Origin of the sequence: Undibacterium sp. 5I1 (assembly GCF_034314085.1) — a bacterium.
Lineage (GTDB): Bacteria > Pseudomonadota > Gammaproteobacteria > Burkholderiales > Burkholderiaceae_D > Undibacterium.
Genome location: NZ_JAVIWI010000001.1, coordinates 3,591,132 through 3,617,553 on the forward strand (window position 1 = coordinate 3,591,132; position 26,422 = coordinate 3,617,553).

The window sequence follows — 26,422 nt, forward strand, 5'->3', positions numbered from 1 at the left end:
CAGTACTTGCGTGCTCACACTACGCAGTTAAGGCAACTTGCATTTGTTGCAGCTTGGCACGGACCGACGTATCCAGCACTTGATCACCGACCACGATACGCACACCACCGATCAGGGAATTATCCACTGTCACAGTTGGGTGCAGCTTGCGGCCGAATTTCTTTTCCAGTGTTGTCGCTAAATCGCTTACTTGTTCTGCCGTCAGTTCAAAGGCGCTAGTAATTTGCGCATCTGCGGCACCTTCTTGCGCATTTTTCAACGCGTGAAATTGTGCTGCGATTTCAGGTAACAAAGTTAAGCGGTCATATTCAGTGAGCGTATTGACGAAGTTTTTCGCTTCTTCGTTCACTGGAGACTTCAACACGGACAAGAAAGCCTCGGCTGTTTGAACAGCAGAGACTTTAGGATTGTGAGCAAGAGCGACTACATCAGGATGTGCTGCGGCTTGCGCCATCTCAGCAACCAAGTCCGACCATGCGGACAGGTTGCCAGATTGCGCAACACGGAACAATGCTTCTGCGTAAGGACGAGCGATCGTTGCGAGTTCAGCCATGATTACAGCTCGATTTTCAGTTGACTCAACAAATCAGCATGCGCCGATGCGTTGATTTCACGCTTCAGAATTTGTTCTGCACCTTTGACTGCTAATGTAGCAACCTGGTCGCGCAATTCTTCACGTGCTTTTGTAACTTGATTATCGGCGTCCGCTTTAGCAGCAGCAATAATGCGTGCAGCTTCAGCAGTTGCTGTATTCTTAGCTTCTTCAACGATCAACTGAGCGCGCTTTTCTGCTTCGATGATACGTTTTTGACCTTCATCACGAGCACCAGCTAATTGTGCTTCTACACGCTTTTCAGCAGCTTGCATTTCTGCACGGCCGCGATCAGCTGCAGCTAATCCGTCTGCGATTTTTTTCATACGTTCATCTATCGCACCAATAACTGGTGGCCAGATGAATTTTGCAGTCACCAATGCGAGGATGAAAAACACCCCAGCTTGGTACCACATTGATAGATTAAGATTCATGTTAGTTTCCTTATCAAATCGATCGTTCCGCAGACTAAGTCCACGGTAGGAAAAGGAAAGCTAATTAGCCTTTGAACGGATTTGCAGTTGCGAAGAACATAGCAATACCAACACCGATAATGAACGCAGCATCGATCAAACCAGCCAACAACAACATTTTACCTTGCAGCTTTTCCATCAACTCTGGTTGACGAGCAGACGCTTCCAGATATTTACCACCCATCATAGCGATACCGATACATGCACCCAAAGCGCCCAAACCGATAATCAAACCACAAGCCAATGCAACGAAAGCGACGTTAGTCATGAGAAAACTCCTTAAAAGTTGAAAAATAAAAATACCAAAAGCAAATACTAAAAACCAAACTTCAAAAACCTGAAAAAACGTTAATTAATGCGCTTCGTGAGCTTGACCCATATATACCAGCGTCAACATCATGAAAATAAATGCTTGCAAAGGCACAATCAAAATATGGAAAACTGACCATGCAGTGCCAAGTACCAGATGACCGACACCACCAAGGATGGAATCAGAAGCACCCAACAAAGCGGCAATCAACAAGAACAGCAATTCACCTGCAAACATATTGCCGAACAACCGCATACCGAGGGAAAAAGTTTTCGCCGCATATTCAACGATGTTTAATGCCAAATTGAACGGGAACAACATAGGGCCAAATGGTGCGCTGAACAATTCTTTGATAAAACCGCCTACACCTTTAATCTTGAAACTGTAGTACATCATTAACGCAAACACGCCAATCGAAATACCCAGAGTGCCATTCAAGTCAGCTGTCGGTACTACGCGATGATGTGTTTCCGGACTGATACCGAAAGCAGGGAACAACCATTGAGAGAACAAGTCCACTGGTAAAAAGTCGAGTGAGTTCATCAACACTACCCAGACAAATACCGACAATGCCATAGGTGCGATAAATGCTGTGTTGCCATGAACAATGCTTTTCGCATTGTTATCTACCATTTCGAACAACATCTCAACTGCGCATTGGAAACGACCGGGAACGCCAGATGTCGCTTTACGTGCAGCCATGTACATGATCAAGCTACCGATCAAGCCACAAATAACAGACCAGACTACTGTATCTATATTGATATACGACATGTCCCACAAAGACTCTTGAGGAATATGTGAGTTAGATAAATGTCCCAGGTGATGGGAAATATATTCTGACGCGGTTGGGGCGTTCTCTGTTGCGCTCATAATTAGTGTCTAAATAGTAAGATGAAATAACTTTTCAGTTCCAAGACGAAGGCAGCGACGAACGCCAGCCAGTTCACATCGTGGTACAAGTAAACAGTCGCTGCCATGAGAGCCACTGTTGACGCAATTTTGACAAATTCACCGATGAAGAATGTCATCGGATTGGCTCCCCCGGGCTTTTTGGCACTGGCATATAGCCGTGCGGCAAACAAAGCATTGGGAACCGCGCAACACAAACCGCCTAATAATGCGGATATTCCTGAGGCTGTGCCAGCGATAAGTGCCGCGACCAGTGCGACTACCAACGTCGCTACAAATTGCAGCAAGACAATACGCGCCATGCCAATTCCTCGTAATTTGCCGGCAGTATCTAATAAAATTTATTCACTGCCAAACGATTTAAGTCAGCGCAAACGCCTGCCAACCAAAACCACGGAATTATACGTGGTAGTGCGCACCATCGTCAAACGTTTGATGCTGCGCATCAAAATGAGACACACATCAATTTTCTGCACTCGCCACCAGCTCGGCAAGCCAATGCTGGCCTTGTTTCCAGTCGCATAGACCAGAATCTCCGTTAATATGACCCTTTGCACCGATATGGTGAAATTCCGCACCCCAACTCTGCGCCCACTTCTGCGCGATTTGCATCTCACACCAAGGATCGTCGTCAGAAACAATCACTTTTGTTTTAAATCTCATCGCTGTTTGCGGCATTGGTGCAAAACTCGGTGCCGGAAAATCGACCCGCTCTACCTCTGGCGGCGCCACTAATAATGCCGCCCTTACCTTACGGGTATCTTGCACTCCCGGCATACCGGATGCGACCCACCATGCAACTAAAGCGCAACCCAGACTATGCGCTACTAAGATAACGGTGCCATCAGCGCGATTGACTGCTTGCGAAAGAGTCGTTACCCAAGATTCGCGATCAGGCTGATCCCAACTATCTTGCTGAACCCGGTGAATGTCATACTGCTTGGCTAGTTGCTGTTCCCACAAACTTTGCCAGTGTGTGTCATCTGAATTGTGTAAGCCCGGCAGCAATAAAATTGTCATATCGGTAAACCAGTCTTATTGACCGCGTATTTTTAAAATAACGCCGTCCAGACTGTCCAGATCTGCAAAATCAATCATCAATTGTCCCCGCCCTTTGCTACCCATTTTTAAAGTAACCTGGGTTGCCAGCAGGTCTGAAAGCTCTTCTTCTAAACGAGTAATGTCGCGCGATTTTTCTGCCTTATCCCGAGTCTTCGCTGGCGAACTCATTTCAGCCGTGGTACGGGTAACCAGTTTCTCGGCCTCGCGCACCGACATACGTTTTGCCACGACCTGATTCGCCAGCTGGATTTGCGTCGCGGCATCTGTTGCCAGCAAGGCACGGGCATGCCCCATGTCGATATCGCCTGCCATCAACATGGTTTGTACCGGCTTCGCCAAATTAAGCAGGCGCAATAAATTAGACACCGCGCTGCGCGATCGACCTACCGCACCGGCCGCTTGCTCATGGGTAAAACTGAAATCCGTGATCAGACGGTGAATACCTTGTGCTTCTTCTAAAGGATTGAGATCTTCGCGCTGGATATTCTCGATCAAAGCCATCGCTGCGGCGGCTTGATCGTCTACATCTTTGACCAGCACGGGCACTTCTTCCAAACCTGCCATTTGCGAAGCGCGGAAACGGCGTTCACCGGCAATGATTTCATAACGCGTGATGCCATTATTCTGACCAATCGGGCGTACCAGTATCGGTTGCATCAAGCCTTGCGCTTTAATCGAGTTGGCCAGTTCGGTCAGTGCGCCCTCATCCATGCGAGTACGCGGCTGATACTTGCCTGCCTGCATCTGGCTGACCGGCAAGCTGCTCGGTGCGCCCGCTACCGTGGGAACCGCTTCTGTAAAATCGCCTGCGCCGTCGAACAGGGCTTCTAAACCGCGCCCCAAGCCTTTTTGTTTTTTGGTTGCCATTATATTGCTTCCGACTTAGTGTCTAACTTTGCTTCTAACAATTTGATTCTCTCCACCATCTCGGCGCCGAACGCAATATAAGCTTGCGCGCCTTTAGAGCTGGGGTCAAACACCACTCCGGGGATACCATACGATGGCGCTTCCGCCAAACGCACATTGCGGGGAATGACGGTCTTAAATACTTTATCGCCAAAGTGCTGTTCCAACTGATCAGAAACTTGTTGCGACAGCGTCATACGCGGATCAAACATCACCCGCAACAGACCGACAATTTTCAGATCCGGATTGAGGTTGACCGATACTTTTTTAATCGTATTGGCCAGGTCGGACAAACCTTCCAATGCATAATATTCACACTGCATCGGAATCACGACCCCGTGAGCGGCGCACAATCCGTTTAAGGTCAGCATGGATAAAGCCGGTGGGCAATCGATCAGGATAAAGTCATAGTTAGCGCCTACTGTTGCCAATGCGTCGCGTAGACGCTTATCTCGGTTTTCCAGCTCCACCATTTCTACTTCGGCACCGGCTAATTCACGGTTGGCAGGCAAGACATCAAAGTTGCCCGACTCAGATCGCAGAATCGCCGAAGCCGCATCGGACATACCCAGCAACACCTGGTAAATCGACGACGTCAGTTTAGCCTTATTGATGCCCGCGCCCATGGTGGCGTTGCCTTGCGGATCGAGATCGACCAGCAATACGCGCTGATCAAGCTTAGCCAATCCGGCAGCCAGATTGACTGTGGTCGTGGTTTTGCCCACCCCACCTTTTTGGTTTGCGACACAAAAAATTTTCGCCATAGTGACTTTAGCTTACTTTTAGTAGGGTTCTGGAGGGGGACAAGTACAACCTGGAGGCAAGCTGCCTTAATCTAAAATAATACGAAATCAATATACTCCCCCGTTATTTTGCAAATTATGCCGTATCGTCCAATGATTATCTAGACAAATAAATATACTCATGTGGAGTATATATTTAAACAAAATAAAATCCGCTTTGCTTCAATTGGTGTCGCTGCGTTTGTAATACTTATTTACGTAACTTATTGACGCAGCTTACTGACATACTCAATTACGTGAATTCATTGTCGCTTAATAAACACCAGATGACGTTCAGCATCCATGCCCGGAACTGACAAAGCTTGTAGCGACTGGACTTGCCATCCTTCTGGCATACGCTCGATCTCCTGATCCGGCGCAACGCCCTTCATGGCGATGAATTGCCCGCCCTCTGCCAACAAATGTCCCGACCAGTTAATGAAATTGCATAGCTCAGAAAAAGCACGCGAGGTAATCACATCAAACTTCTCTGTCACCGCCAAGGTCTCCACTCTGCCGGTATGGACAGTGACATTTTTTAAGCCTAATTCGGTTTTCGCCTGAGTCAAAAACGCGGTCTTTTTGCTGACCGTATCGATCATGGAAATTCGAATCGCAGGATAAGTAATCGCCAATATCATGCCGGGCAAACCGCCGCCAGCACCGACATCTAGGACATTTTTGGCGTCTTTAAAAGCAGGTGCAGCTGACAAGGAATCCAGCACATGCTGCTTTACCATTTCTTTAGGGTCGCGAATCGACGTCAAGTTATAGACCGAATTCCACTTCGATAACAATGCCAGATAAGCAATCATCTGATCGATCTGTGCATCGTCCAGTGACAAGGGCAAAGCCTTTATTCCCTCAGCCAAACTAGCGCGCAAGCTTGCTGCATCAAACCCGCTCATTCGCCATCACCTGTTTCTACCGCAACAGCTAATTCGGGCGCAGCAGTAAACTCTTTAAAACCACGTTTTTTCATATGCACCAGTAGCAAGGAAATCGCCGCTGGTGTCACGCCAGAAACACGACCGCACTGCCCTAGGGTTTCTGGCCGATGCTTATTCAGCTTTTGCTTCACTTCTACCGACAGACCGTTGACTTCTAAATAATCGAAGTCGTCTGGCATTTTGAGATTTTCAAAATACGCATGGCGCTCAACTTCTTTAGCCTGCCTGTCAATATAGCCAGAATATTTGACCTGGATTTCGACCTGCTCTTTTACCGCGTCGTCTTGCACACCAGGCCCAGCAAGTTGTTGACCATCAGCACCTTGCATGGTCATCAAAGATTCATACGTCACATGTGGGCGGCGCAATAAATCGGCCAGAGAATATTCACGCTCCAAGGCTTTACCCACAATACGCTCGGCCTCAACGTCCGCCAAAATACGTGGATTCACCCAGGTCGAACGCAGTCTTTCCATTTCACGTGAAACAGCCTCACGCTTTTGCTCGAACATTGCCCATTGCGCATCGCTAACGCAACCAAGCTGACGACCGATTTCGGTCAGACGCATATCGGCATTATCTTCACGCAAACTCAGGCGGAATTCGGCACGGCTAGTGAACATGCGGTAAGGTTCTTGCACACCCTTGGTAATCAGATCATCGACCAAGACACCGAGATAGGCTTCATCACGACGCGGCACCCAGGCATCACGGCCTTGGGTCAACAATGCCGCGTTCAATCCCGCCAACATACCTTGCGCTGCCGCTTCTTCGTAACCGGTAGTGCCGTTAATTTGTCCGGCAAAAAACAAGCCCTTAATTGAACGTGTCTCTAGGGAGGTTTTTAATCCTCGCGGGTCGAAATAATCGTATTCAATCGCATAACCTGGACGCAGGATATAAGCGTCCTCCATACCTCGCATAGAACGCACCAAATCTAGCTGCACGTCAAAAGGCAAACTGGTAGAAATTCCGTTCGGATAATATTCATTGGTGGTCAGACCTTCTGGCTCCAAAAAAATCTGGTGTGATTCTTTGCTGGCAAAACGATGGATCTTGTCTTCAATCGAGGGGCAATAGCGCGGACCGACTCCTTCAATCACGCCGGTATACATAGGACTACGATCAAGTCCGGCACGAATAATATCGTGAGTGCGTTCGTTGGTATGGGTAATCCAGCACGGCATTTGACGTGGATGCATGCCGCCATTTCCCATTACGGAAAAAACGGGAATAGGATTAAGATCACCTGGCTGTTCTTGCATCACTGAGAAATTAATACTGCGACCATCGATACGCGGCGGCGTACCAGTTTTCAAACGACCTTGCGGCAAGGCGAGTTCTTTTAAGCGGGTCGATAAAGAGATCGCAGGAGGATCACCGGCACGTCCTGCCGAATAATTATTCAGGCCAACGTGGATCTTCCCATCAAGGAAAGTACCTGCGGTCAACACAACAGACCGGCTACGAAACTGAATACCAACCTGTGTTACGGCACCAACGACACGGTCGCCCTCTACCATTAAGTCATCTACTGCTTGCTGAAACAGCCAGAGGTTAGGCTGATTTTCCAGGCGGCTGCGGATCGCTTGCTTGTACAAAATACGGTCAGCTTGCGCTCTGGTCGCGCGTACTGCCGGACCTTTGGACGAATTTAGAATGCGGAATTGGATACCAGCCTCATCGGTGGCAATCGCCATCGCGCCGCCCATGGCATCCACTTCCTTGACCAAGTGTCCTTTTCCTATGCCACCTATTGAAGGATTACACGACATCTGGCCGAGCGTTTCAATATTATGCGAAAGCAAAAGCGTTTTCTGCCCCATGCGCGCGGAGGCAAGTGCGGCCTCAGTACCAGCATGGCCGCCGCCAACTACGATCACATCGAATTCTTTAGGATAAAACATAGGATATTTCTACTTTTGGATTTCTTGGAGAGGCACGATTATAGAGGGTTTTTGATGAAAAACTGTGCTACAGGATAATTTCAATAGCCAATATTAGGATGTTTCACGTGAAACACGTCGTCTCACGCGTGAAACTTATACGCGCAAAACACCGAAAGCTTAACTAAGAAATTTAATCAATACGGGAACAATAGCCAAAATAACCCCTAAAATCAGCAAAGCTAAAGAATATCGAGAATCCAGATAGTCCGCCAAGGACTTTTTCTTCTTTATCCTAGACGTCTTGGTCGGCTTTGGCTCGGGGAACTTTTGGATTACTTTCGTCCGATTTTTCACTTCAGACTGTGACGCATCTAAATTCTTTAATAAAATATTAGGCTTTATGCCTAGCTCAGATTCAAATTTCAAAACTGGCTTATTTGATGATGCAACCGCAGTCAAAGTTACTGGCGTCGCTGATGGAGTAACCACATCAACAGATTTCACTACTTGGTTCGTAGCGAGCACTGGACTCATCCCTTCAGGTGGCAATAAAGGCAAATAGAAATCAACCTGCATGTTTTCTTTTATCACAGGTACATCAATTATCTTAACTACTTTATCTTTAGTATAAATAACAGGTTCTTCCAAGCGATCGATCGTATTGAGAATCAAACTAGGATAAGGATCCACAGGAATAACAGGCTCAGCCTCCTCAACATCATCGACCACATCACCATTAATCAAACCATTCGCACGCAATACGCTATCACTCAACTCCTCTTCAGGCTGAAATGCCAATAAGGAGACAGGATCAGAATCCTCCTGGCGCAAGAAACGATCCATTGCATCAGCTTCGACAAAATCAGGAACCTGATTATCCAACGGAAACATTACTTCATACAGCAAGCCCTTATCAGACAGGCTACGCAAGGCACGGTCAAAACGCTCCTTTACAAGACTCTTTAGCTTTACACGCAGCTGCGCATACGAACTAACGCCGTCGACAATGATTAACACCAGGCGTTCGCTCTGCGTCAATCCATGTCTTTTGTCACGAATTTCTGCTCTACCTAAATCTGTTCGCTGAAATATCGCTATATCTTGATATGCCACGCCCGTCCCTTTTTTTGTTCTGTTTCACGTGAAACAAATTTAGTATTATTTAATTGGCTACGTTACTTTCGGACATATGCATCAAAACATATGCTGAACCTCAAAATTACCGCTACTTGATAAAGCCGTCGTAAGTGGTTTTGCAAATCAGCACCAAAACTACGACCAAAAACACTTTCCGGACGAAACCACTGCCATATTTGATTGCCATCCGGCTACCCGACAATGATCCTAACACTCCGCAAACCGCCATGGCTAACCCTGTCTGCCAAATAACGTGTCCGCTGTAACCAAACCACAACAGAGCTGCCGCATTGCACGCAACATTAATAATTTTGGCGACTGCAGATGCGCTCAAGAAGTCGTATCCAAAAAAACGGACGAATAAAAACATTAAAAAGCTACCGGTACCAGGACCGAAAAAACCATCATAAAACCCGATACCGCCACCGACTAACATTGCCATCCAAAGTTCTTTGTTATGCGCAAAAGTGGGAGCATGGTTGCTGCCGAAGTCTTTTTTCTTAAATGTGTAAACCGCGACGGCGATCAAAATAAACGGTAAGGCTTTACGTAAATAAGTGGGCGGTATGTGAGTAACAGTAAAAGCGCCCAAAAATGCCAGAAAAAAAGCTGTGAACGCCGCAGGTAAAACCATAGCCCAACGCACCTTCACCGCTTTCGCATAATTTCTCGCCGCGACTGTCGTTCCCCAAATACCTGCTAATTTATTGGTCCCCAACAAGGTTGCCGGCGCAACATTTGGCATCACTGAAAATAAGGCTGGTACTTGTATCAAACCACCACCGCCTACTACCGCATCAACTAAACCAGCAAAATAAGCGGCGCAAGCAAGTATGAATATGTCTGTCATGTTATTAATTTTATGGGAAAAGTGAAGCAAATCAGCAAGGACAACAATCGCTCATAAAAGCGAAAATCAAACTGTTACACTTAGATTTAGCGCCCGGCAAATCCCGACGCAGAGCTTATAACGTTGAAATCTATTCAGCCTGACAGCATAGCAAGACTTGCTACAATAAGGATTACAAGGAGAGCCAGAACATGAATAATTTTGATTTTCGTACCGTACCCTACATCATCAGCCAGATTGGTGCGGCTAAACAATTAGGCGATATCGTCAAACAGCATTATCCAGAGATAAAACGAGTGCTCATTGTCACAGATGCTGGTTTTCTTAAGACGGGTCTGATTGCTCCGGCAATAGCGAACCTAGAACAGCACCAATGCCATGTCAGCGTTTTCTCGGATGTCATTGCCGATCCGCCAGAAGCCATAGTGCACCAGGCGGTAGCCAATGCAAAACAACAAGAGATAGAGCTGGTGGTCGGTTTTGGTGGCGGTAGTTCAATGGATGTCGCAAAACTGATCGCGGTTTTATCAGGCAGTGATCAACCGCTAAGCAGCATGTACGGCATCGGCAATGTCAGAGGCAAACGCCTGCCTCTAATATTGATACCAACCACTGCAGGGACAGGATCCGAAGTCACGCCAATCTCTATCGTCACCACAGGCGCAACGACCAAAATGGGTGTGGTGTCGCCACAGTTATATGCCGACATCGCTATCCTTGACGCTGAGCTCACCGTTGGCCTACCACCAAAAATCACAGCGGCCACCGGAATTGACGCGATGGTGCACGCGATCGAAGCCTATACCACCAAGCACAAGAAAAATGCCTTGTCCGATATGCTAGCGCGCCAGGCTTTAAGTTTGCTCTGGACGAATATTGACGAAGCCTGCACCAATGGCAGCAATCTCGCGGCCAGACAAGCCATGTTGCTAGGCGCGATGCTGGCGGGACAATGCTTTGCGAACGCGCCGTGCGCAGCAGTACATGCACTGGCCTACCCGATTGGCGGCATCTTTCATGTACCGCATGGATTATCCAATTCGCTGGTACTGCCGCACGTCTTACGCTTTAATGCACCGACCGCTGCAGGGCAATATGCAGAACTCGCCAGCATCATCGCACCAACTGCACAAGGTAGTGAAGAAGCCCGCAGCAATGCCTTGATCGCCGCCATGGAGGCACTCGCCAACCGGGTCGGGATCGAAACCCAACTCAGACAAGTCGGCGTCACTGAGAAGGATCTGGATCAACTGGCCAGCGACGCGATGTTGCAGACGCGGCTATTGGGGAATAATCCAAGAGAAGTATCACGGGAAGATGCGCGGGCAATTTACGCCGCCGCTTTATAGGAACTTAAGACGGTGCAAAACGATGTACTCATTGGGACATCGTTTTGAAACCGCTGACCATATTATTACTGAACAGAGTGTTAGAAATTCCCTAGAAACTACCAGCCAACTGCCAGCCAAAAAACACCAGCAAACCGATAAAAATCGTCGGTAACTGGCGGCGCGTTGCTACACAAACGACGATGGCAGCAAGCGCGCCGATCAGTTGTGGATTACGCCAATTTAATTCCAAACCCTGCCCATGTGGCGACAAAACCATCGGGACAATAATCGCTGTGAGAACAGTGACGGGGACAAAGCCCAAGGCTTTTTTTAGCAATGGAGAAAATACCACCCTGTCCCCCATCACAAAAATAATCGCTTTAATCAGGCAAGTAATCACCGCCATACCGATAATAATCAAGGTGATATTCATACCTTCTCCGCGCTGGTATTTTTATTGCCGGTCTTGTTAGCCGACCAGTGGGACGCTAGCAAACCAATGCTAACGCCCACCGCAATGGCCACCAGCAGGCCCAACTTGTACGGCAAATCTTGCAGCAGATAAGCCGCAGTACCAGCAGCAAGCGCCGCAACAAAATGCGGCAAGCGAACTAGCTGCGGAACAATAATCGCAATAAAAGTCGCCACCATCGCAAAGTCCAGACCCAAGGTTTGCAATTGCGGGAAAATCGCTCCAAACAACAAGCCCACCAAAGTCCAGCACTGCCAATTACCATACATCGCCAAACCCGAACCCAGAAAGTACCAATGCCCCAATTGCGTATTCGGATGTTCCCGGTAATAGCGATCCACCACGGCGAAGGTTTCATCCGTCAGCAAACATCCCAATAACCAGCGCCAGCCTTTCGACAGATGACGTACATGCGGCAACAAAGTTGCAGCGTACAACATATGCCGCAAGTTGACGATAAAAGTCGCGAGCCAGATCACCAGAAAACCAGTATGGCTGGCGATCAAACCGACCGCAATAAACTGACTCGACCCTGCAAACACAGCAAGCGACATCAACTGCCCTTGCCATGCATGCATCTGCGCAGTAGCGACCAACGCACCAAAAATCATACCAAATGGCGCAGCGCCCAACAGCATTGGAATGGTGTCGCGTGCGCCTGCGGTAAAACTGGCTAAGGGGGTGGGATGTGGCATAAGGAATTTCTTTTTTAGAGACTTGGCATCTTAAACTTATCAGACAAAGCGCGCTGCTACTTTAGCAAAGCTTGAATTTCAAATCCCCATTTGTCCGAGTATCTGAACCCCGGACTAGTCATATCGTAGCTACACACTTAATACATACTCTCACTATGTATATATTAAGTGTCCATATATATCCTAGACAGTACGGCATATTATAAAAAATAACGGGGGAGTATGTGAATATCAGCTTAGGATCGGCACAAAAAAAGCCCCGTATATCATCGGGGCTTTTTCTTTCGGCTATTCCGCACTCAACTCAACTTAATTTAACTGACTTTCGCCTTACCCGAGCGCGCCAGCCATGCTCCCAGTTCTCCGACGATACCGCGCCGGAATGCTAGCACGCAAATGATGAAGATCAAGCCAGTGACAATCGTGACCGAATCGCCGATAGAGCGAAACCATTCTATCGTAGTCGCATTTGCCAGCCACTCACCGAGGTCGCCTAACTTGTTTTCTAAAGCGATGATGATCACTGCGCCGACGATAGGGCCCACCAAGGTGCCTAAACCGCCCACCAGCGTCATTAATACGACCAAGCCCGACATAGTCCAATGTACGTCCGTCAGCGTCTCAAAACCCTGTACCAGCGTATTTGTCGCGCCTGCCAGTCCAGACAATGCGGCGGAGAGGACAAATGCCAGCAACTTGTATTTATCGACGTCGTAACCCAGCGACACCGCGCGTGGCTCGTTCTCTTTTACGGCTTTCAACACCTGCCCAAACGGCGAGCTGATCGTGCGCACGATGATGACAAAGCCGCCAATAGCAATCGCCAGTACGAGGTAATACAGTCTGAGGTCAGAACTCAAATCAATAAAGCCTAATAGCTGTCCGCGCGGTACGCCTTGCAAGCCATCCTCGCCACCGGTGAACTTGGCTTGTAAGAAGACGAAGTACAACATCTGCGCCAGCGCCAATGTAATCATCGTGAAGTAAATACCCTGCCGGCGAATCGCCAGACTGCCCATCACCAAACCGATCAGAGCCGCACCCGCTGTCGCCAATAGCAAACCCGCCTCGACCGGCAATCCAGCAATCTTTAACAGCCAGCCCGCCATATACCCTGCGCCACCGAAAAAGGCCGCGTGACCGAACGAGAGCAAACCCGTGAATCCGATCAATAAATTGAACGCACAGGCAAACAAGGCGAAGCACAATAACTTCATCAAGAACACGGGGTAGACGACAAAGGGTGCGGCCAGCAAAAGTACAAAAGCCAAACTGTAGCCAATTTTTTTATTCATTATGCGTTTAGCTCCTCAATCATTTCTCTTTGCCGAACAAACCGGCAGGCCGGATCATCAGCACAATCGCCATCACGATAAACACCACGGTGGCAGACAGTTCGGGATAAAACACGCGGGTCAAACCTTCGATCACACCCAAGCCCAGACCAGTGAGAATAGAACCCAGGATCGAGCCCATGCCACCAATCACGACAACGGCAAACACAGTGATAATCAGATTCGATCCCATCAAGGGTGAAACCTGAATCACAGGTGCTGCCAGTACGCCAGCAAAGGCAGCCAGTGCTACGCCGAAGCCGTAAGTCAAAGTGACCATCAACGGTACATTTACGCCAAAGGCCTCAACCAGTTTCGGGTTCTCGGTACCAGCACGCAGGTAAGCACCTAACTTGGTTTTTTCAATCACAAACCAGGTAGCGAAACAGACGACTAGCGACGCCAACACCACCCAGGCGCGATAATTCGGCAAAATCATAAAACCCAGATCAGTCGCTCCTGCCAGCGCATCAGGAACAGAATACGGCTGACCAGACACGCCATAAAACGAGCGGAACAAACCTTCCAGCAACAGGGTCAGGCCAAAGGTCAACAGCAGGCCATACAGATGATCTAACTTGTATAACCAGCGCAACATCGTTTTTTCGATCACGACACCAAACAGGCCAAGTAACAAAGGGGCGACAATCAGCATGACCCAGTAATTAATCCCGAAGTAATTCATGCCCATCCAGGCCAGAAAAGCACCCATCATGTACAAAGCCCCGTGAGCAAAATTGATCACGTTTAACAGACCAAAAATCACGGCCAGACCGAGTGACAACATGGCGTAAAAAGAACCATTCACCAATCCCAGCAACAGTTGGCTCAGCATCGCTTGCAGCGGTATACCAAATATTTCCATGGCATTCAGAAAAAGATGCCCAAAAGGGCAAGAGTGAAATCGGTAAGAAGCGCTGACTAGTCAGTCAGCGCCTCACGATTGAAGCTGATTATTGTTTATTTCAAACTTATTTCCAGGCAGTGCACTTACTTTCTGCTTTGGTCGTAAATGCCTGGTCACCAGGGATTGTCTGCACCACTTTGTAGTAATCCCATGGATACTTGGAATCAGCCTGCGCTTTTACCTGCATCAGATACATGTCATGAATCATGCTGCCATCACCGCGGATCGATCCGTTTTTAGCGTACATATCGTTAATCTTAGTCGCACGCATTTTGGCCAATACTTTGTCAGTATCGTCCGAGCCCGCCGCTTTTACCGCGTTCAGATATTGGATCGTGGCGGAATAATCAGCTGCTTGTAGACTGGAAGGCATTTTTTTCATTTTTCCAAAATAACGACGCGCCCAAGTACGAGTCTCTTCGTTTGAATCCCAGTACCAGCTATCCGTCAGATACATGCCTTGCGTTGCCTTCAATGTCAGCGAATGGACATCATTGATAAACATCAGCAGACCAGCCAATTTCATCGTTTTAGTAATACCAAACTCGTTCGCAGCTTTAATCGCATTGATCGTATCGCCACCGGCATTTGCTAAGCCCAGAATTTGGGCTTTAGACGCCTGTGCTTGCAATAAAAAAGAAGAGAAATCCGATGCCGACAAAGGATGACGAACCGCACCAACCACAGTGCCGCCGCTGGCTTTGACCACGGCAGTGGTATCACCTTCCAGCGATGCACCGAAGGCGTAATCAGCGGTCAGGAAGAACCAGCTTTTACCACCCTGTTTAACCACCGCAGAGCCCGTACCTTTGGCCAGCGCGACGGTGTCATACGCATAGTGAATCGTGTACGGCGTGCATTCTTCATTGGTCAGACGAGCTGTGCCGCCGCCGATGGAGATCAAAGGTTTTTTCTTTTCCAGTGCGACTTTCGACATCGCCAAATTAGTGCCAGAGTTAGTACCTGCGATCAGCATGTCGACGCCATCACGGTCAAACCATTCACGTGCTTTGCTCGCTGCGATATCGGCTTTGTTTTGGTGATCAGCGGTGACCAGCTCAATCTTTTTACCTAATACGGTACCGCCGAAATCAGCAATCGCCATCTTGATCGCTTCTACACCGCCTGGGCCGTCGATATCAGAATACAAACCCGATAAGTCCGTAATAAAACCAATCTTGACTGTATCACCAGAAATCTGGGCAGACGCGGTACCTGACAGACTTGCCATTGCCGCAGAAACTGCCAGTGCTGCTATTTTGAATTTTGTTTTCATGTGTCTTCTCCAATCATTTTTTTTAAATTTATACCCGAATATTTGAATCCGACAGTATCCATTTTCGAGCACTAACAACTACCAGCAAAATCACTACCACATCACCAAAAATACAACTTAAAACACAGATTAAAATTTACACACCCAGCAATTCGTTTAAGACTGACATCTTCTCTTTCAGCTCTGAGGCGGCAAATGTCTCGACAATCTGTCCATGCTCCATCACATAAAAACGATCTGCGAGCGGCGCGGCAAAGCGGAAGTTCTGTTCAACCATGACAATCGTATAACCCTTCGCCTTCAGCGTTGTAATCATACGAGCCAAGGCTTGCACAATCACAGGTGCCAAACCTTCAGAAATCTCATCCAGCAACAGCAGGCGTGCGCCCGTGCGCAAGATACGTGCAACTGCCAGCATCTGTTGTTCACCACCAGACAAGCGCGTACCCTGACTGGTTTTACGCTCCGCCAGATTAGGGAACATCTCATAAATCTCGGCAATCGACATCCCCTGGTCTTTGCTCGACACGGAAGGCGGCAGCATCAGGTTCTCTTCAGTGGATAACGAAGAAAAAATCCCCCGCTCTTCCGGACAATAACCAACGCCCAGATGCGCTACTTTATAAATTGGTAAATGAATCGCTTCAACGCCATTGATTTTGATCGAGCCTTTGCGTGCGCCGGTCAGGCCCATGATTGCGCGCATTGTCGTCGTACGGCCTGCGCCATTGCGACCTAACAAGGTAACGACCTCACCCGGATTTACGACCAAGTTCACATCATGCAGAATATGTGACTCGCCATACCAAGCTTGTAAATTGCTGATTTGCAGTGCCGGTGTGATTGCGGGATTGCTTGTCTTGGAAGACGCAGCAGTAGTTGCAGTAGCGGTCGTCATGCGTGCGCTCCTTCCAGTTCGCCAGCAGTGCTGCCCGCGGTGCTACCCGCACTACTACCCATATACGCTTCCATCACTTTTGGATTTTTTGATACTTCGTCGTAACTACCTTCTGCCAACATCGCACCGCGCTGAAGAACAGAAATTTTGTCACAGATACCGGATACGACACTCATGTTGTGTTCCACCATCAGAATGGTGCGACCGGCAGAAACTTTTTTGATGAGCTCGGTGACACGATGCACGTCTTCATGTCCCATACCTTGAGTCGGCTCGTCCAGCAGCATCATTTCCGGTTCCATCGCCAAGGTAGTCGCGATCTCCAGCGCGCGCTTACGACCGTATGGCAAATCCACCGTAATCGTATCGGCAAATTCGGTCAGATCGACCTGCGCCAGCAACTCCATTGCCTTATCGTTCAAACGTGACAAACTGCCGCCGCTTTTCCAAAAATGAAAGGACGTCCCAAGATTGCGCTGCAAACCAATGCGCACGTTTTCCATCACGCTTAAGTGCGGGAAGACAGCAGAAATCTGGAATGAGCGAATAATGCCCTGACGCGCAATTTGCGCCGGTCTAGCGGAGGTGATGTCACGACCGTTGAACAAGATCTGACCCGATGTCGGCACCAGAAATTTGGTCAATAAGTTAAAACAGGTTGTCTTGCCAGCACCGTTGGGGCCGATCAATGCATGAATGTGTCCACGCTGCACTTGCAGGTTTACATCACTCACGGCGGTAAATCCCTTGAACTCTTTGGTCAAGTGCTTTGTCTCTAGGATGACATTAGTCATCTGGTCTCCTTGTTGCCTGCGTAGTTTCGTTACGAACTTTTGCGTGACATCCCTTCCGGCTATTATATGAATTGGTTCCAGAGGGCATTTTTATTGTTTTTGGATAGTACACATCGCTGTAAGATTTCAACAATACGGTATAACTACTATACGTAGTAACCGCGGTGAATTTTAACAACAGCGCCAAACATTAAAACACATAAACTGGTTAAAAAAGTGTCTAAAACACGACGCTATTTAATGCTAACTACGAACTCTTTTTAGCATGCTCCGCAACGATCATCGCCGCCGCTTTTTCCGCAATCATCATAGTCGGCGAGTTGGTATTGCCAGAAGTAATCGTCGGCATAATAGACGCATCCACTACCCGCAGACCGCGCACGCCGAACACTCGTAGCTCACTATCTACTACCGCATTATTATCGTCCTCGCGTCCCATTTTACAAGTCCCCACAGGATGAAAAATCGTGGTGCCGATGTCACCCGCTGCACTGGCGAGTTCTTCCTCAGTACGGAACTGAGCACCCGGCTTCATTTCTTCTGGCGCGTATTTTTGCAATGCAGGCGCAGCGACAATTTTGCGAGTCAACGTGAGAGAGTCAGCCGCAATCTTTCTGTCTTCCGGCGTACTCAAATAATTGGGTGTAATTTTAGGTGCAACCAGCGGATCAGCACTGGCGATCCGCACATGGCCGCGCGAAGTAGGGCGCAAGTTACAGACGCTGGCGGTAAAAGCTGGAAATGAATGCAGAGGATCGCCAAATTTTTCCAGCGTCAATGGTTGCACATGATATTGCAGATTCGGGCTGAGCTGAGTGGCATCTGAGCGGGTAAAAGCGCCCAGCTGCGATGGCGCCATCGACATCGGTCCGCTTTGCTTCAACAGATATTCCAATCCTATGCTAGCCTTACCTAGCCAACTATTGGCCATCATATTCAGGGTTTTTGCGCCGCTGATTTTAAAGGCGGACCGAATCTGTAAATGATCCTGCAAGTTTTCTCCCACACCCGGCAAATCATGCACGACCGTCACGCCGACTTGTTGTAAATGCGCCGCATTGCCGATGCCGGACTGCTGCAAGATTGCGGGCGAACCAATTGCGCCCGCAGATAAAATCGTCTCACGGGTGGATTCTGCCGACCACTCTTTACCACCACCGACAAATTCCACACCGGCACAAACCTTGCCGTTTTCTGTCGCCGTGATTTTTAAACGCTTGACCTGACAGCCCGTCATGATGGTCAGATTGCCGCGTCCAGATGCCGGCTTCAAAAACGCCTTAGAAGCATTCCAGCGCACGCCGCGTTTTTGATTCACATCAAAATAGCCACAGCCGTCGTTGTCGCCACGATTAAAATCGTCTGACTTAGGAATCCCGACTTGTGATGCCGCCTCGCGGAAAGCGTCCAGAATTTCCCAGGACAACCGCTGCTTTTCTACCCGCCATTCGCCACCAGCACCATGCATTGCAGTCGCACCACCGTAATGGTCTTCGCTTTGTTTAAATAGCGGTAAGACATGCTCCCAGCGCCAACTCGCATCGCCGCTAAGCTCCGACCAGCGCTGATAATCCTGCTCTTGCCCGCGCATGTAAATCATGCCGTTAATCGACGAACAACCACCCAGTACTTTGCCGCGTGGATAAATCAGGCTGCGACCATTCAAGCCTGGTTCTGCCTCGGTGCGAAACATCCAGTCGGTACGCGGATTATTAATGCAATACAGATATCCGACCGGAATATGAATCCAGATGTAATCGTCTTTACCACCCGCCTCCAGTAGCAAAACCTCTTTACTCTGATCACGCGATAAGCGGTTCGCCAGCACGCAACCTGCCGAACCCGCGCCGATAATGATGTAGTCGTATGTGCCTGCTGAGTCCATAGAGTAGATGGCGTTTTCTGTTTGTGTTGCTGATTTAGGGCTTACGCAAAATGGTCCTTGCAAGGCGCTGCAACGTTTTAGGACGACATTACGCAAAGCATAATACTGGTAAGTAGTATCAATATCACATAGGCTACTGTCCAATGATTATTTAGACAATTAAGCTTTTGATAGCGATACTCCCCTTAAAGTCTGTTTTATTTAGCTACCGGCATAGTAAATTCAGCCCCTTTGGCTATGCTATCAGGCCAGCGCTGCATGATTGATTTGTAACGGGTGTAGAAGCGGATACCTTCTTCGCCATAGGCATGCTGATCGCCAAACAACGAGCGCTTCCAGCCACCAAAAGAATGCCACGCCATCGGCACTGGAATCGGTACGTTAATGCCCACCATCCCCACCTGAATCCTGCGTGAAAATTCACGCGCCGTGTTGCCGTCCGAAGTGAACAGCGACACACCGTTGCCAAACTCGTGACGGTTAATCAGCTCAACAGCGCTGGCAAAATCCGGTACCCGCACCACGCACAACACAGGCCCAAAAATCTCTTCACGATGAATTTTCATACCCTCTTTGACATGATCAAACAGCGTACCACCAAGGAAAAAACCACCTTCATGTCCCGGTACCGTCAGGCCGCGACCGTCGACCAACATCGTTGCACCTTCGGCGATACCGTCAGCAATATAGCCTTCAATTTTTGCCTTATGGATTGCCGTCACGACCGGTCCCATTTCCGCATCGGCTTCCATGCCGTTTTTGACGATCAGTGCCTTCACACGCGGAACCAAAGCATCAACCAGTTTGTCCGCCACGTCACCCACCGCAACAGCCACAGAAATCGCCATGCAGCGTTCACCGGCCGAGCCATAAGCCGCGCCCATCAAGGCATCTACCGCCTGATCGAGGTTCGCGTCCGGCATGACGACCAGATGATTTTTAGCACCACCCAGCGCTTGCACCCGCTTGCCCATGCGCGTGCCTTCGCTGTAAATATATTCTGCAATCGGGGTCGATCCGACGAAGGAAATGGCCGACACATCGGGATGCTGCAACAAGCCATCAACCGCCAGTTTGTCTCCCTGCAGTACGTTGAAAACACCATCCGGCAAACCCGCTTGCTTGAGTAAATCGGCGATCAACAAAGAACAGGACGGGTCGCGTTCCGACGGCTTTAAAATAAAGGTATTGCCAGTCGCAATCGCCAGCGGCGCCATCCACATTGGTACCATGAAAGGGAAGTTAAACGGCGTAATCCCGGCAGTCACGCCCAGAGGCTGACGCAAGTTGTAGTTGTCGATACCGCCGCCGATGTTGTCGGAGAATTGCGTCTTCAAGAGTTGTGGCATACCGCAGGCAAATTCCACGATCTCTATCCCACGCGTCACTTCACCCATCGCATCCGACAGCACCTTGCCGTGCTCTTGCGTGATTAAAGTGGCAAGTTGCGTATGGTACTGATCCAGCAATTGCTTAAACTTAAACATCACCCTTGCCCGCTTCAAAGGCGCGGTCTCGGCCCAACCCGGTGCCGCCGCTTTGGCAGCAGCAACGGCAGCGTTCACGTCGTCCATCGTTGCCAGTGCCACCTTGGCAGTCACCGCGCCCGTTGCCGGATTAAACACGTCTTGCCAGCGCTCACCGCTAGAGTGATGCAGACCGCCGTGAATAAAATGCGTGACTGGAGTAATGGCGGCAGCAGAAGAGGCCGGGGAATTCAAAGCAGACATAAGCAAACCTTTGAGGTAATGATGAAAATCAGGACGTACGCAAAATTGTCCCGGCAAGGCGCAGCGACGACGACAGTACTTTAGTACGGCTAGGCGCTGCAACGCAGCTGGGGCGATTTTGCGTACGTCCTGTAAAGTGCATAGAGACTAACTCTATGGAATGCGAGAATCCAATGAGTTATTATCAAGCACAATATAAGCAATACTAATAATGAGGAAGCTTCTGTGGACATCATTCAACTCAAAGCCTTCGTCACCGTCGCCAAAGAGGGCAACCTGACGCGGGCAGCAGAACGGCTGCATGTCACACAGCCAGCAGTCAGCCTTCAGATCAAATCCTTGCAACAAAGTCTAGGTTTGCAATTGCTCAACCGGAGCGCCAATGGCATGACATTGAGCAATGACGGCGCAAAGCTGCTGGCGCATGCCGAACGGGTGCTGGCGAGCATGGCAGAATTTAAACAGGCTGCCGACAGTCTGCATTCCACCCTGTCCGGTGAGCTGGCAATTGGCACCATTCTCGATCCCGAATTTACTCGTCTCGGCGTGTTCCTCAAGCGGTTGGTCGAAACGTATCCCCAGCTTTCCACCAAATTACAACATGGCATGTCCGGCTCCATGTTGCAACAACTACGCGCTGGCACACTGGACGTCGGCTTTTATCTGGGGCAAGCACCGGACGACGGGAAAACCCGTTATCACACACTCAGCCTGACTAGCTTCACCTACCGTGTTGTCGCGCCTAGCGGCTGGAAAAAAAGGGTCGCAGGCAAAGACTGGGCGGCGCTGGCGCAGTTGCCCTGGATCTGGACTCCGCCAGAATCCGCCCACAACCGTCTGCTGACCAAGGTTTTTGCCGAACACCACATCACACCCAACAAAGTCGCATTGGTCGATCAGGAACCCTCGATGCTCGATCTGGTGAAGTCCGGCGTTGGCCTGAGCCTGTTGCGCGACTCCATCGCAATCCGGGAAGCGCACGCTCACGGACTAGTCATCGCCGATGCCGTCAGCTTATCGACCGAACTGAGCTTTATCTGTCTGGAAAAGCGACAAAATGAAGCCAGCATCGCGGCCGTATTCACATTGCTGAAATTGTGCTGGGGTCTGGAGTAGGGATACGACCGAGCCGGAGCCATGGATATTTATGATGCTGAAGATCAGATTAATTGTGCCGACAGCAGCAAAAATCCATATACTCCCCCATTTTTTTCAACAATTATACCTATTGTCCAATGATTATATGGGCACCTAATATATACATAGGGTGAGTATATTTACTCGCACTGTGCTGACCAGAAACATATTCGCCACAAATTGGCTTACCAACCTGAACTGGTATTACAGAGCTTCTTGCACCTAAACCTGCAAGCGTTTAGACTCAGCCGATGCGGTGGTTAATACTTCCGCTTTATCGTTTAGCTGTGGGTCACGTCGTTGTCTCAACTACTATTTCAACTACCGTTACAGCTACTATTACAGCCTCCCAATCAGGACGTCTTGTGTTTAAACAGAATGTGATTCACTGCACCCGTATATTTAGTCGGCATTTAAGTCTGGTTTTCAGCCTGCTGATCAGCTTGAGCATGAGCTTAAGCCTGCCCAATGTGGCGCAAGCAGAAACCATCCGTCTCTACATTCAAGAATACGCACCGTTCACCCACACCGATCCCAAAACCAATCAGATCAAAGGGTCGCTGACCGACAAAGTAGTCGAGATCATGCGCCGCGCCAAAGAGACACCGATCCTGATCAGCACTTCTTTAGCACGCGGCTACCAGGCAGCGCTGACCGAAAATAATACCTGCCTGTTTGGTTTTCGCCGCACAGCAGAGCGCGAACCTCTGTTCAAATGGGTTGGCCCGCTCACCGCCGATGCCTGGGTTTTGTATGCTAAAAAACCGGATTCGCGTAATCTCAAAAATTTTGAAGAAGCCAAAACTTACAGCATCGGTACCTACAAAAACGCGGCTACCGGCCTGGAGCTAAAAGACCAAGGCTACAAAATGGAATTCGCCTCCAAAGACGAAGATAATCCGCGACTGCTCATCAACGGTCGCATCGATTACTGGATCGTGTCCGAGCAACACGGCATGAGCATCGCGCAACAGCAAGGCTATTGGGACGATATAGAACGTGCCATCAAATGGCGCAATATTGAACTTTATATGCTCTGCAATGCCAAAATAGACCAACATCGCATCGACAAATTTAATGCGATTAACAAAGAGATAGACAACGACGGAACCATGGACAAATTTCAACGCAAATACGGAGCCAGATAATGGCAAGCTTGCGCTCCACCCGCGCCGCTACGGCGGTAATGCGTCTGAAAGAGCGCAGCAATAACGCGCCCTATTCCATGGTCAGTACTGCCGATAACCGCTTTTATTTGTCACTCGCCAATGACAGCGATGTGCCAGAAAAATTGAATGAACCTTTAGAGCTTGATGCCTTTGTCGCCTTCGTCAACAGCATACAAAAACAAGCGCCTAAAAAAGCCAGCAAACTCGATATCGCGTTTGAGGCCAAGCTACGCAACAAACTGGGATCGATATCCGGTCCTGACTAAACCAAACACCAACTCATCCGCATCTACATAGCCTCTTTTTCAAATCATCCTCATTTACACCACACAGAAAGCCCAGACATGACATCTCGCTTACTCGCTATCACCATCGCCGTCAGTGCAGCGTTAACCTGCGCAGCAACACCTGCGGCATTCGCACAATCCAGCACGGGCACACCTGCTACCGCACCAGCAACACGCCTGGAACTGAAAAAAATTGACACCGTGGTCGGTACCGGTAAAGAAGCTCTTGGTGGCAGCACCGTTACCGTCCACTACAGCGGCTGGCTATACGACCCAAAGGCCGACAAACAACATGGCCAGATGTTTGACAGCTCCGTCGGCAGCAGCCCGTTTAGCTTTCCGTTGGGCGCTGGACGTGTCATCAAAGGCTGGGATCTGGGTGTTGCAGGGATGAAGGTCGGCGGCAAACGCACCATCATTATTCCGCAAGATTTAGGCTATGGCTCACGCGGCGCCGGTGGCCGGATTCCCCCGTTCGCTAACCTGATTTTTGATGTTGAACTGCTAAACGTTCAATAAACCTCATTGGCTTGACTCATTAAGTTAACGAATGCAAAAGCAAGAACTCAACTATTTACAAGCTTACCCTCAACCGATACAGGATCAGGTCAAGTTGTTAATTGAGCGCCAGCAACTGGCCGGAGTTCTGCAAAAAAAATATGCCAATGCGCACCAGATCCGTACCGACAAAGCCTTGTACCAATATGTACAAGATGTCAAAAGTACGTTTCTGCGCAATGGCGAACAAATCAGCAAAGTCTGCTTCGACAGCAAAATCAAAGTCATCCAGCATGCGCTGGGACAACACACATTTATCTCACGGGTGCAAGGCAACAAACTCAAATCCAAACACGAAATCCGCATCGCCACTCTGTTCAAACAAGTGCCGGAAGAATTTCTAAAAATGATTGTCGTACATGAGTTAGCGCACCTCAAAGAAAAAGACCACAACAAAGCCTTCTACCAACTCTGCATGCATATGGAACCGCAATATCACCAGTACGAACTGGACTTGCGCTTATACATGACGCAGATCGATACCTTCGGTGGAGAGGTCTGGAGCTAAGCAATATAAGCAATATCGCCAATACACCCAAGCCACCCTACTACGCCGTGATCTTCACCTCCAACCGCACGGAAGGTGACGACGGTTACAGCGACATGGCCGAAAACATGTTGGCGCTGGCTGCACAGCAGCCCGGATTTTTAGGCGTAGAATCCGCCCGCGAAGAGGTCGGGATTACTGTTTCATACTGGGCGGATTTGCAATCGATCAAACAATGGAAAGCCCAAGCGGATCATTTGCAAGCACAAAAAATCGGCAAAGAAAAATGGTACTCCTCGTACAAGACGCGGATTAGCAAAGTGGAATTTGATTACGGGATATGAGCAACTTGCATTAGAAAAAGAATTGAACTGATTTGAACATTGGTACAATTCCAAGTTTAATTTTTTTACCTCATTTTTCTTCTTCACGCACCCCATTCTCTTCATCCCACAGGAGCAAACATGCCGTTTCTTGGTATTGGTTTACATGTTTTAGCCGCGCTGTTTTTTGCTGTGCATGCGATCCGTTCTGGCCAACAAATCTACTGGCTGCTAATTCTCTTTTCTTTCCCACTGCTTGGCAGTATCGTGTACTTTTTTGCGATCTACATGCCAAACTCACGACTCGAGTTTGGTGCAAAAAAAGCAGTCGCAGTAGCAGCAAAAACACTCGATCCGACCCGAGAACTGCGCGAAGCACGTAATGCCTTTGAGTACACCCCAACCGCACAAAACCAAATGCGTCTGGCATTGGCCTTATTAGAGGCCGGCAATGCTGAAGAAGCTGCGACCAATTACGAAGCCTGCCTGAAAGGACCTTTTGCTGCCGATCTGGAAATCAAATACTGCGCCGCCCGTGCACTCACCGAGAGTGGCCGCCATGCTACAGCGATCAGCCATCTGGAAGATATTCGCAACAAAGATAATAATTTCCGCCCCGCCCAAGTCAGCCTGCTACTCGCCCGCGCATTCGCCGGAGCTGGCCGCAACGCGGATGCGACATCAGAATTTGAGCTGGCAATGAGCCGCTTCGGCAGTTTTGAGATACAGGCAGAATATGCAATTTGGGCCTACAGCACAGGTGATCAAGCTACTGCAAAAAAATTGCAAGCCGATATAGATCAAACGATGAAGCGCTGGAATCGCCATACCAGAGATATCCATCAGTCTTTGGTAAGGCGCTTGAATGCGGCTAAAGGCAACAATGGGTAATTGTTTATAAGCCCTGATCAGTCATTTAAAGCGCAGGCAAAAAACGGCTCACTTTGGCATGCAGTAAGCGAATCAACATTGGATCCATAAATTCATAATCGTCAGGTATATCCAGACAAATCACTTTGGCTTTCGACAGCTGCTTTTTAAATTTTGCTGATAACTTATTGCGATGCGCTTTTTCCATCACAAAAATTAAGTCAGCCCATTCGACCAGCTCTGGGGTAACCGGATTTTCTGCATCGTGATTCAATCCAGCAGAGCTGGTTTCAATGCCAGGATGATTCGCAAAAACTTGTTCTGCAGTCGGACTGCGCAGTCGATTTTGACTGCAAATAAATAAGACGTTTTTTGACATTGATTTAGCTTTTAACGTAGCGCGTAG

Annotated in this window: 30 protein-coding genes; 8 read left to right on the forward strand and 22 right to left on the reverse strand. The window is 48.9% G+C overall.

The window, feature by feature from the left end:
- Window positions 1-19 precede the first annotated feature (19 nt).
- From RGU72_RS15700 to RGU72_RS15755, 12 genes are all read right to left on the reverse strand, one after another.
- On the reverse strand, window positions 20-553 hold the full coding sequence (locus RGU72_RS15700; RefSeq protein ID WP_322120623.1) for a F0F1 ATP synthase subunit delta: 534 nt from the start codon (window positions 551-553) through the stop codon (window positions 20-22).
- A gap of 2 nt (window positions 554-555) precedes the next feature.
- Complete coding sequence (locus RGU72_RS15705) at window positions 556-1,026, reverse strand: F0F1 ATP synthase subunit B (protein ID WP_322120624.1); 471 nt, start codon at window positions 1,024-1,026, stop codon at window positions 556-558.
- A 64-nt stretch (window positions 1,027-1,090) separates the two neighbouring features.
- Window positions 1,091-1,333 (reverse strand): F0F1 ATP synthase subunit C, encoded by a 243-nt coding sequence (atpE, locus tag RGU72_RS15710; RefSeq protein WP_110254369.1) that lies wholly within the window; start codon window positions 1,331-1,333, stop codon window positions 1,091-1,093.
- A gap of 84 nt (window positions 1,334-1,417) precedes the next feature.
- A complete protein-coding gene (gene atpB, locus RGU72_RS15715) occupies window positions 1,418-2,248 on the reverse strand; it encodes a F0F1 ATP synthase subunit A (RefSeq protein ID WP_322120625.1) in 831 nt (276 codons plus the stop codon).
- A 2-nt stretch (window positions 2,249-2,250) separates the two neighbouring features.
- Entirely contained in the window at window positions 2,251-2,589 is a 339-nt protein-coding gene (locus tag RGU72_RS15720; RefSeq protein ID WP_322120626.1) for an ATP synthase subunit I, read from the reverse strand.
- A 160-nt stretch (window positions 2,590-2,749) separates the two neighbouring features.
- On the reverse strand, window positions 2,750-3,307 hold the full coding sequence (locus tag RGU72_RS15725; RefSeq protein ID WP_322120627.1) for an alpha/beta hydrolase: 558 nt from the start codon (window positions 3,305-3,307) through the stop codon (window positions 2,750-2,752).
- A 15-nt stretch (window positions 3,308-3,322) separates the two neighbouring features.
- Window positions 3,323-4,216: a ParB/RepB/Spo0J family partition protein gene (locus RGU72_RS15730; protein ID WP_322120628.1), complete on the reverse strand. Its 894-nt coding sequence runs from the start codon at window positions 4,214-4,216 to the stop codon at window positions 3,323-3,325.
- Window positions 4,216-5,019, reverse strand: a complete 804-nt coding sequence (locus tag RGU72_RS15735; RefSeq protein WP_322120629.1) for an AAA family ATPase — start codon at window positions 5,017-5,019, stop codon at window positions 4,216-4,218. Before RGU72_RS15735 ends, RGU72_RS15730 begins: the two co-directional genes overlap by 1 nt.
- A 281-nt stretch (window positions 5,020-5,300) precedes the next feature.
- Window positions 5,301-5,945, reverse strand: a complete 645-nt coding sequence (gene rsmG, locus RGU72_RS15740; protein WP_322120630.1) for a 16S rRNA (guanine(527)-N(7))-methyltransferase RsmG — start codon at window positions 5,943-5,945, stop codon at window positions 5,301-5,303.
- Entirely contained in the window at window positions 5,942-7,894 is a 1,953-nt protein-coding gene (gene mnmG / locus RGU72_RS15745) for a tRNA uridine-5-carboxymethylaminomethyl(34) synthesis enzyme MnmG (protein ID WP_322120631.1), read from the reverse strand. The genes rsmG and mnmG overlap by 4 nt, the downstream gene beginning before the upstream one ends.
- A gap of 159 nt (window positions 7,895-8,053) precedes the next feature.
- Complete coding sequence (locus RGU72_RS15750; RefSeq protein WP_322120632.1) at window positions 8,054-8,989, reverse strand: hypothetical protein; 936 nt, start codon at window positions 8,987-8,989, stop codon at window positions 8,054-8,056.
- A 112-nt stretch (window positions 8,990-9,101) separates the two neighbouring features.
- Complete coding sequence (locus RGU72_RS15755; protein ID WP_322120633.1) at window positions 9,102-9,863, reverse strand: sulfite exporter TauE/SafE family protein; 762 nt, start codon at window positions 9,861-9,863, stop codon at window positions 9,102-9,104.
- Between the two features lie 191 nt (window positions 9,864-10,054).
- On the opposite strand from RGU72_RS15755, the gene RGU72_RS15760 reads away from it, so the two are divergent.
- Complete coding sequence (locus RGU72_RS15760; protein ID WP_322120634.1) at window positions 10,055-11,212, forward strand: iron-containing alcohol dehydrogenase; 1,158 nt, start codon at window positions 10,055-10,057, stop codon at window positions 11,210-11,212.
- Window positions 11,213-11,303: 91 nt separating this feature from the next.
- On the opposite strand, the gene RGU72_RS15765 is transcribed toward RGU72_RS15760, so the two are convergent.
- The 9 genes from RGU72_RS15765 to RGU72_RS15805 all read right to left on the reverse strand — a co-directional run bounded on the left by RGU72_RS15765 (window position 11,304) and on the right by RGU72_RS15805 (window position 21,185).
- Window positions 11,304-11,627 (reverse strand): AzlD domain-containing protein, encoded by a 324-nt coding sequence (locus RGU72_RS15765; protein ID WP_322120635.1) that lies wholly within the window; start codon window positions 11,625-11,627, stop codon window positions 11,304-11,306.
- Window positions 11,624-12,361 carry an AzlC family ABC transporter permease gene (locus RGU72_RS15770; RefSeq protein ID WP_322120636.1) on the reverse strand — a complete coding sequence of 246 codons (738 nt, stop codon included), beginning with the start codon at window positions 12,359-12,361 and terminating at the stop codon, window positions 11,624-11,626. Before RGU72_RS15770 ends, RGU72_RS15765 begins: the two co-directional genes overlap by 4 nt.
- Before the next feature lie 314 nt (window positions 12,362-12,675).
- A complete protein-coding gene (locus RGU72_RS15775; protein WP_322120637.1) occupies window positions 12,676-13,656 on the reverse strand; it encodes a branched-chain amino acid ABC transporter permease in 981 nt (326 codons plus the stop codon).
- Between the two features lie 19 nt (window positions 13,657-13,675).
- Window positions 13,676-14,560 (reverse strand): branched-chain amino acid ABC transporter permease, encoded by an 885-nt coding sequence (locus RGU72_RS15780; protein ID WP_322120638.1) that lies wholly within the window; start codon window positions 14,558-14,560, stop codon window positions 13,676-13,678.
- 106 nt (window positions 14,561-14,666) lie between these two features.
- Window positions 14,667-15,878 (reverse strand): ABC transporter substrate-binding protein, encoded by a 1,212-nt coding sequence (locus tag RGU72_RS15785; RefSeq protein ID WP_322120639.1) that lies wholly within the window; start codon window positions 15,876-15,878, stop codon window positions 14,667-14,669.
- A gap of 136 nt (window positions 15,879-16,014) precedes the next feature.
- Window positions 16,015-16,776, reverse strand: coding sequence for an ABC transporter ATP-binding protein (locus RGU72_RS15790; protein ID WP_322120640.1), 762 nt, complete (start codon window positions 16,774-16,776; stop codon window positions 16,015-16,017).
- Window positions 16,773-17,570, reverse strand: coding sequence for an ABC transporter ATP-binding protein (locus tag RGU72_RS15795; protein WP_322120641.1), 798 nt, complete (start codon window positions 17,568-17,570; stop codon window positions 16,773-16,775). Before RGU72_RS15795 ends, RGU72_RS15790 begins: the two co-directional genes overlap by 4 nt.
- Before the next feature lie 247 nt (window positions 17,571-17,817).
- On the reverse strand, window positions 17,818-19,455 hold the full coding sequence (locus RGU72_RS15800) for a GMC family oxidoreductase (RefSeq protein WP_322120642.1): 1,638 nt from the start codon (window positions 19,453-19,455) through the stop codon (window positions 17,818-17,820).
- Between the two features lie 197 nt (window positions 19,456-19,652).
- Window positions 19,653-21,185 (reverse strand): CoA-acylating methylmalonate-semialdehyde dehydrogenase, encoded by a 1,533-nt coding sequence (locus tag RGU72_RS15805; RefSeq protein ID WP_322120643.1) that lies wholly within the window; start codon window positions 21,183-21,185, stop codon window positions 19,653-19,655.
- A 225-nt stretch (window positions 21,186-21,410) separates the two neighbouring features.
- Between RGU72_RS15805 and RGU72_RS15810 the strand changes: the two genes are divergently transcribed.
- The 7 genes from RGU72_RS15810 to RGU72_RS15840 all read left to right on the forward strand — a co-directional run bounded on the left by RGU72_RS15810 (window position 21,411) and on the right by RGU72_RS15840 (window position 26,037).
- Window positions 21,411-22,301 carry a LysR family transcriptional regulator gene (locus tag RGU72_RS15810; RefSeq protein WP_322120644.1) on the forward strand — a complete coding sequence of 297 codons (891 nt, stop codon included), beginning with the start codon at window positions 21,411-21,413 and terminating at the stop codon, window positions 22,299-22,301.
- Window positions 22,302-22,687: 386 nt separating this feature from the next.
- The gene (locus RGU72_RS15815; protein WP_322120645.1) at window positions 22,688-23,470 is read left to right on the forward strand and encodes an ABC transporter substrate-binding protein; all 783 of its coding nucleotides are present in this window, start codon (window positions 22,688-22,690) and stop codon (window positions 23,468-23,470) included.
- On the forward strand, window positions 23,470-23,757 hold the full coding sequence (locus tag RGU72_RS15820; RefSeq protein WP_322120646.1) for a hypothetical protein: 288 nt from the start codon (window positions 23,470-23,472) through the stop codon (window positions 23,755-23,757). The genes RGU72_RS15815 and RGU72_RS15820 overlap by 1 nt, the downstream gene beginning before the upstream one ends.
- A gap of 78 nt (window positions 23,758-23,835) precedes the next feature.
- Window positions 23,836-24,297: an FKBP-type peptidyl-prolyl cis-trans isomerase gene (locus RGU72_RS15825; protein ID WP_322120647.1), complete on the forward strand. Its 462-nt coding sequence runs from the start codon at window positions 23,836-23,838 to the stop codon at window positions 24,295-24,297.
- A 31-nt stretch (window positions 24,298-24,328) separates the two neighbouring features.
- The gene (locus RGU72_RS15830) at window positions 24,329-24,844 is read left to right on the forward strand and encodes a M48 family metallopeptidase (protein WP_322120648.1); all 516 of its coding nucleotides are present in this window, start codon (window positions 24,329-24,331) and stop codon (window positions 24,842-24,844) included.
- Between the two features lie 5 nt (window positions 24,845-24,849).
- On the forward strand, window positions 24,850-25,167 hold the full coding sequence (locus RGU72_RS15835; protein ID WP_322121659.1) for an antibiotic biosynthesis monooxygenase: 318 nt from the start codon (window positions 24,850-24,852) through the stop codon (window positions 25,165-25,167).
- A 120-nt stretch (window positions 25,168-25,287) separates the two neighbouring features.
- The gene (locus tag RGU72_RS15840; protein ID WP_322120649.1) at window positions 25,288-26,037 is read left to right on the forward strand and encodes a hypothetical protein; all 750 of its coding nucleotides are present in this window, start codon (window positions 25,288-25,290) and stop codon (window positions 26,035-26,037) included.
- Window positions 26,038-26,062: 25 nt separating this feature from the next.
- Here the strand turns inward: RGU72_RS15840 and RGU72_RS15845 are convergent, their stop codons facing one another.
- Window positions 26,063-26,395: a low molecular weight protein tyrosine phosphatase family protein gene (locus tag RGU72_RS15845; protein ID WP_322120650.1), complete on the reverse strand. Its 333-nt coding sequence runs from the start codon at window positions 26,393-26,395 to the stop codon at window positions 26,063-26,065.
- Between the last annotated feature and the right edge of the window lie 27 nt (window positions 26,396-26,422).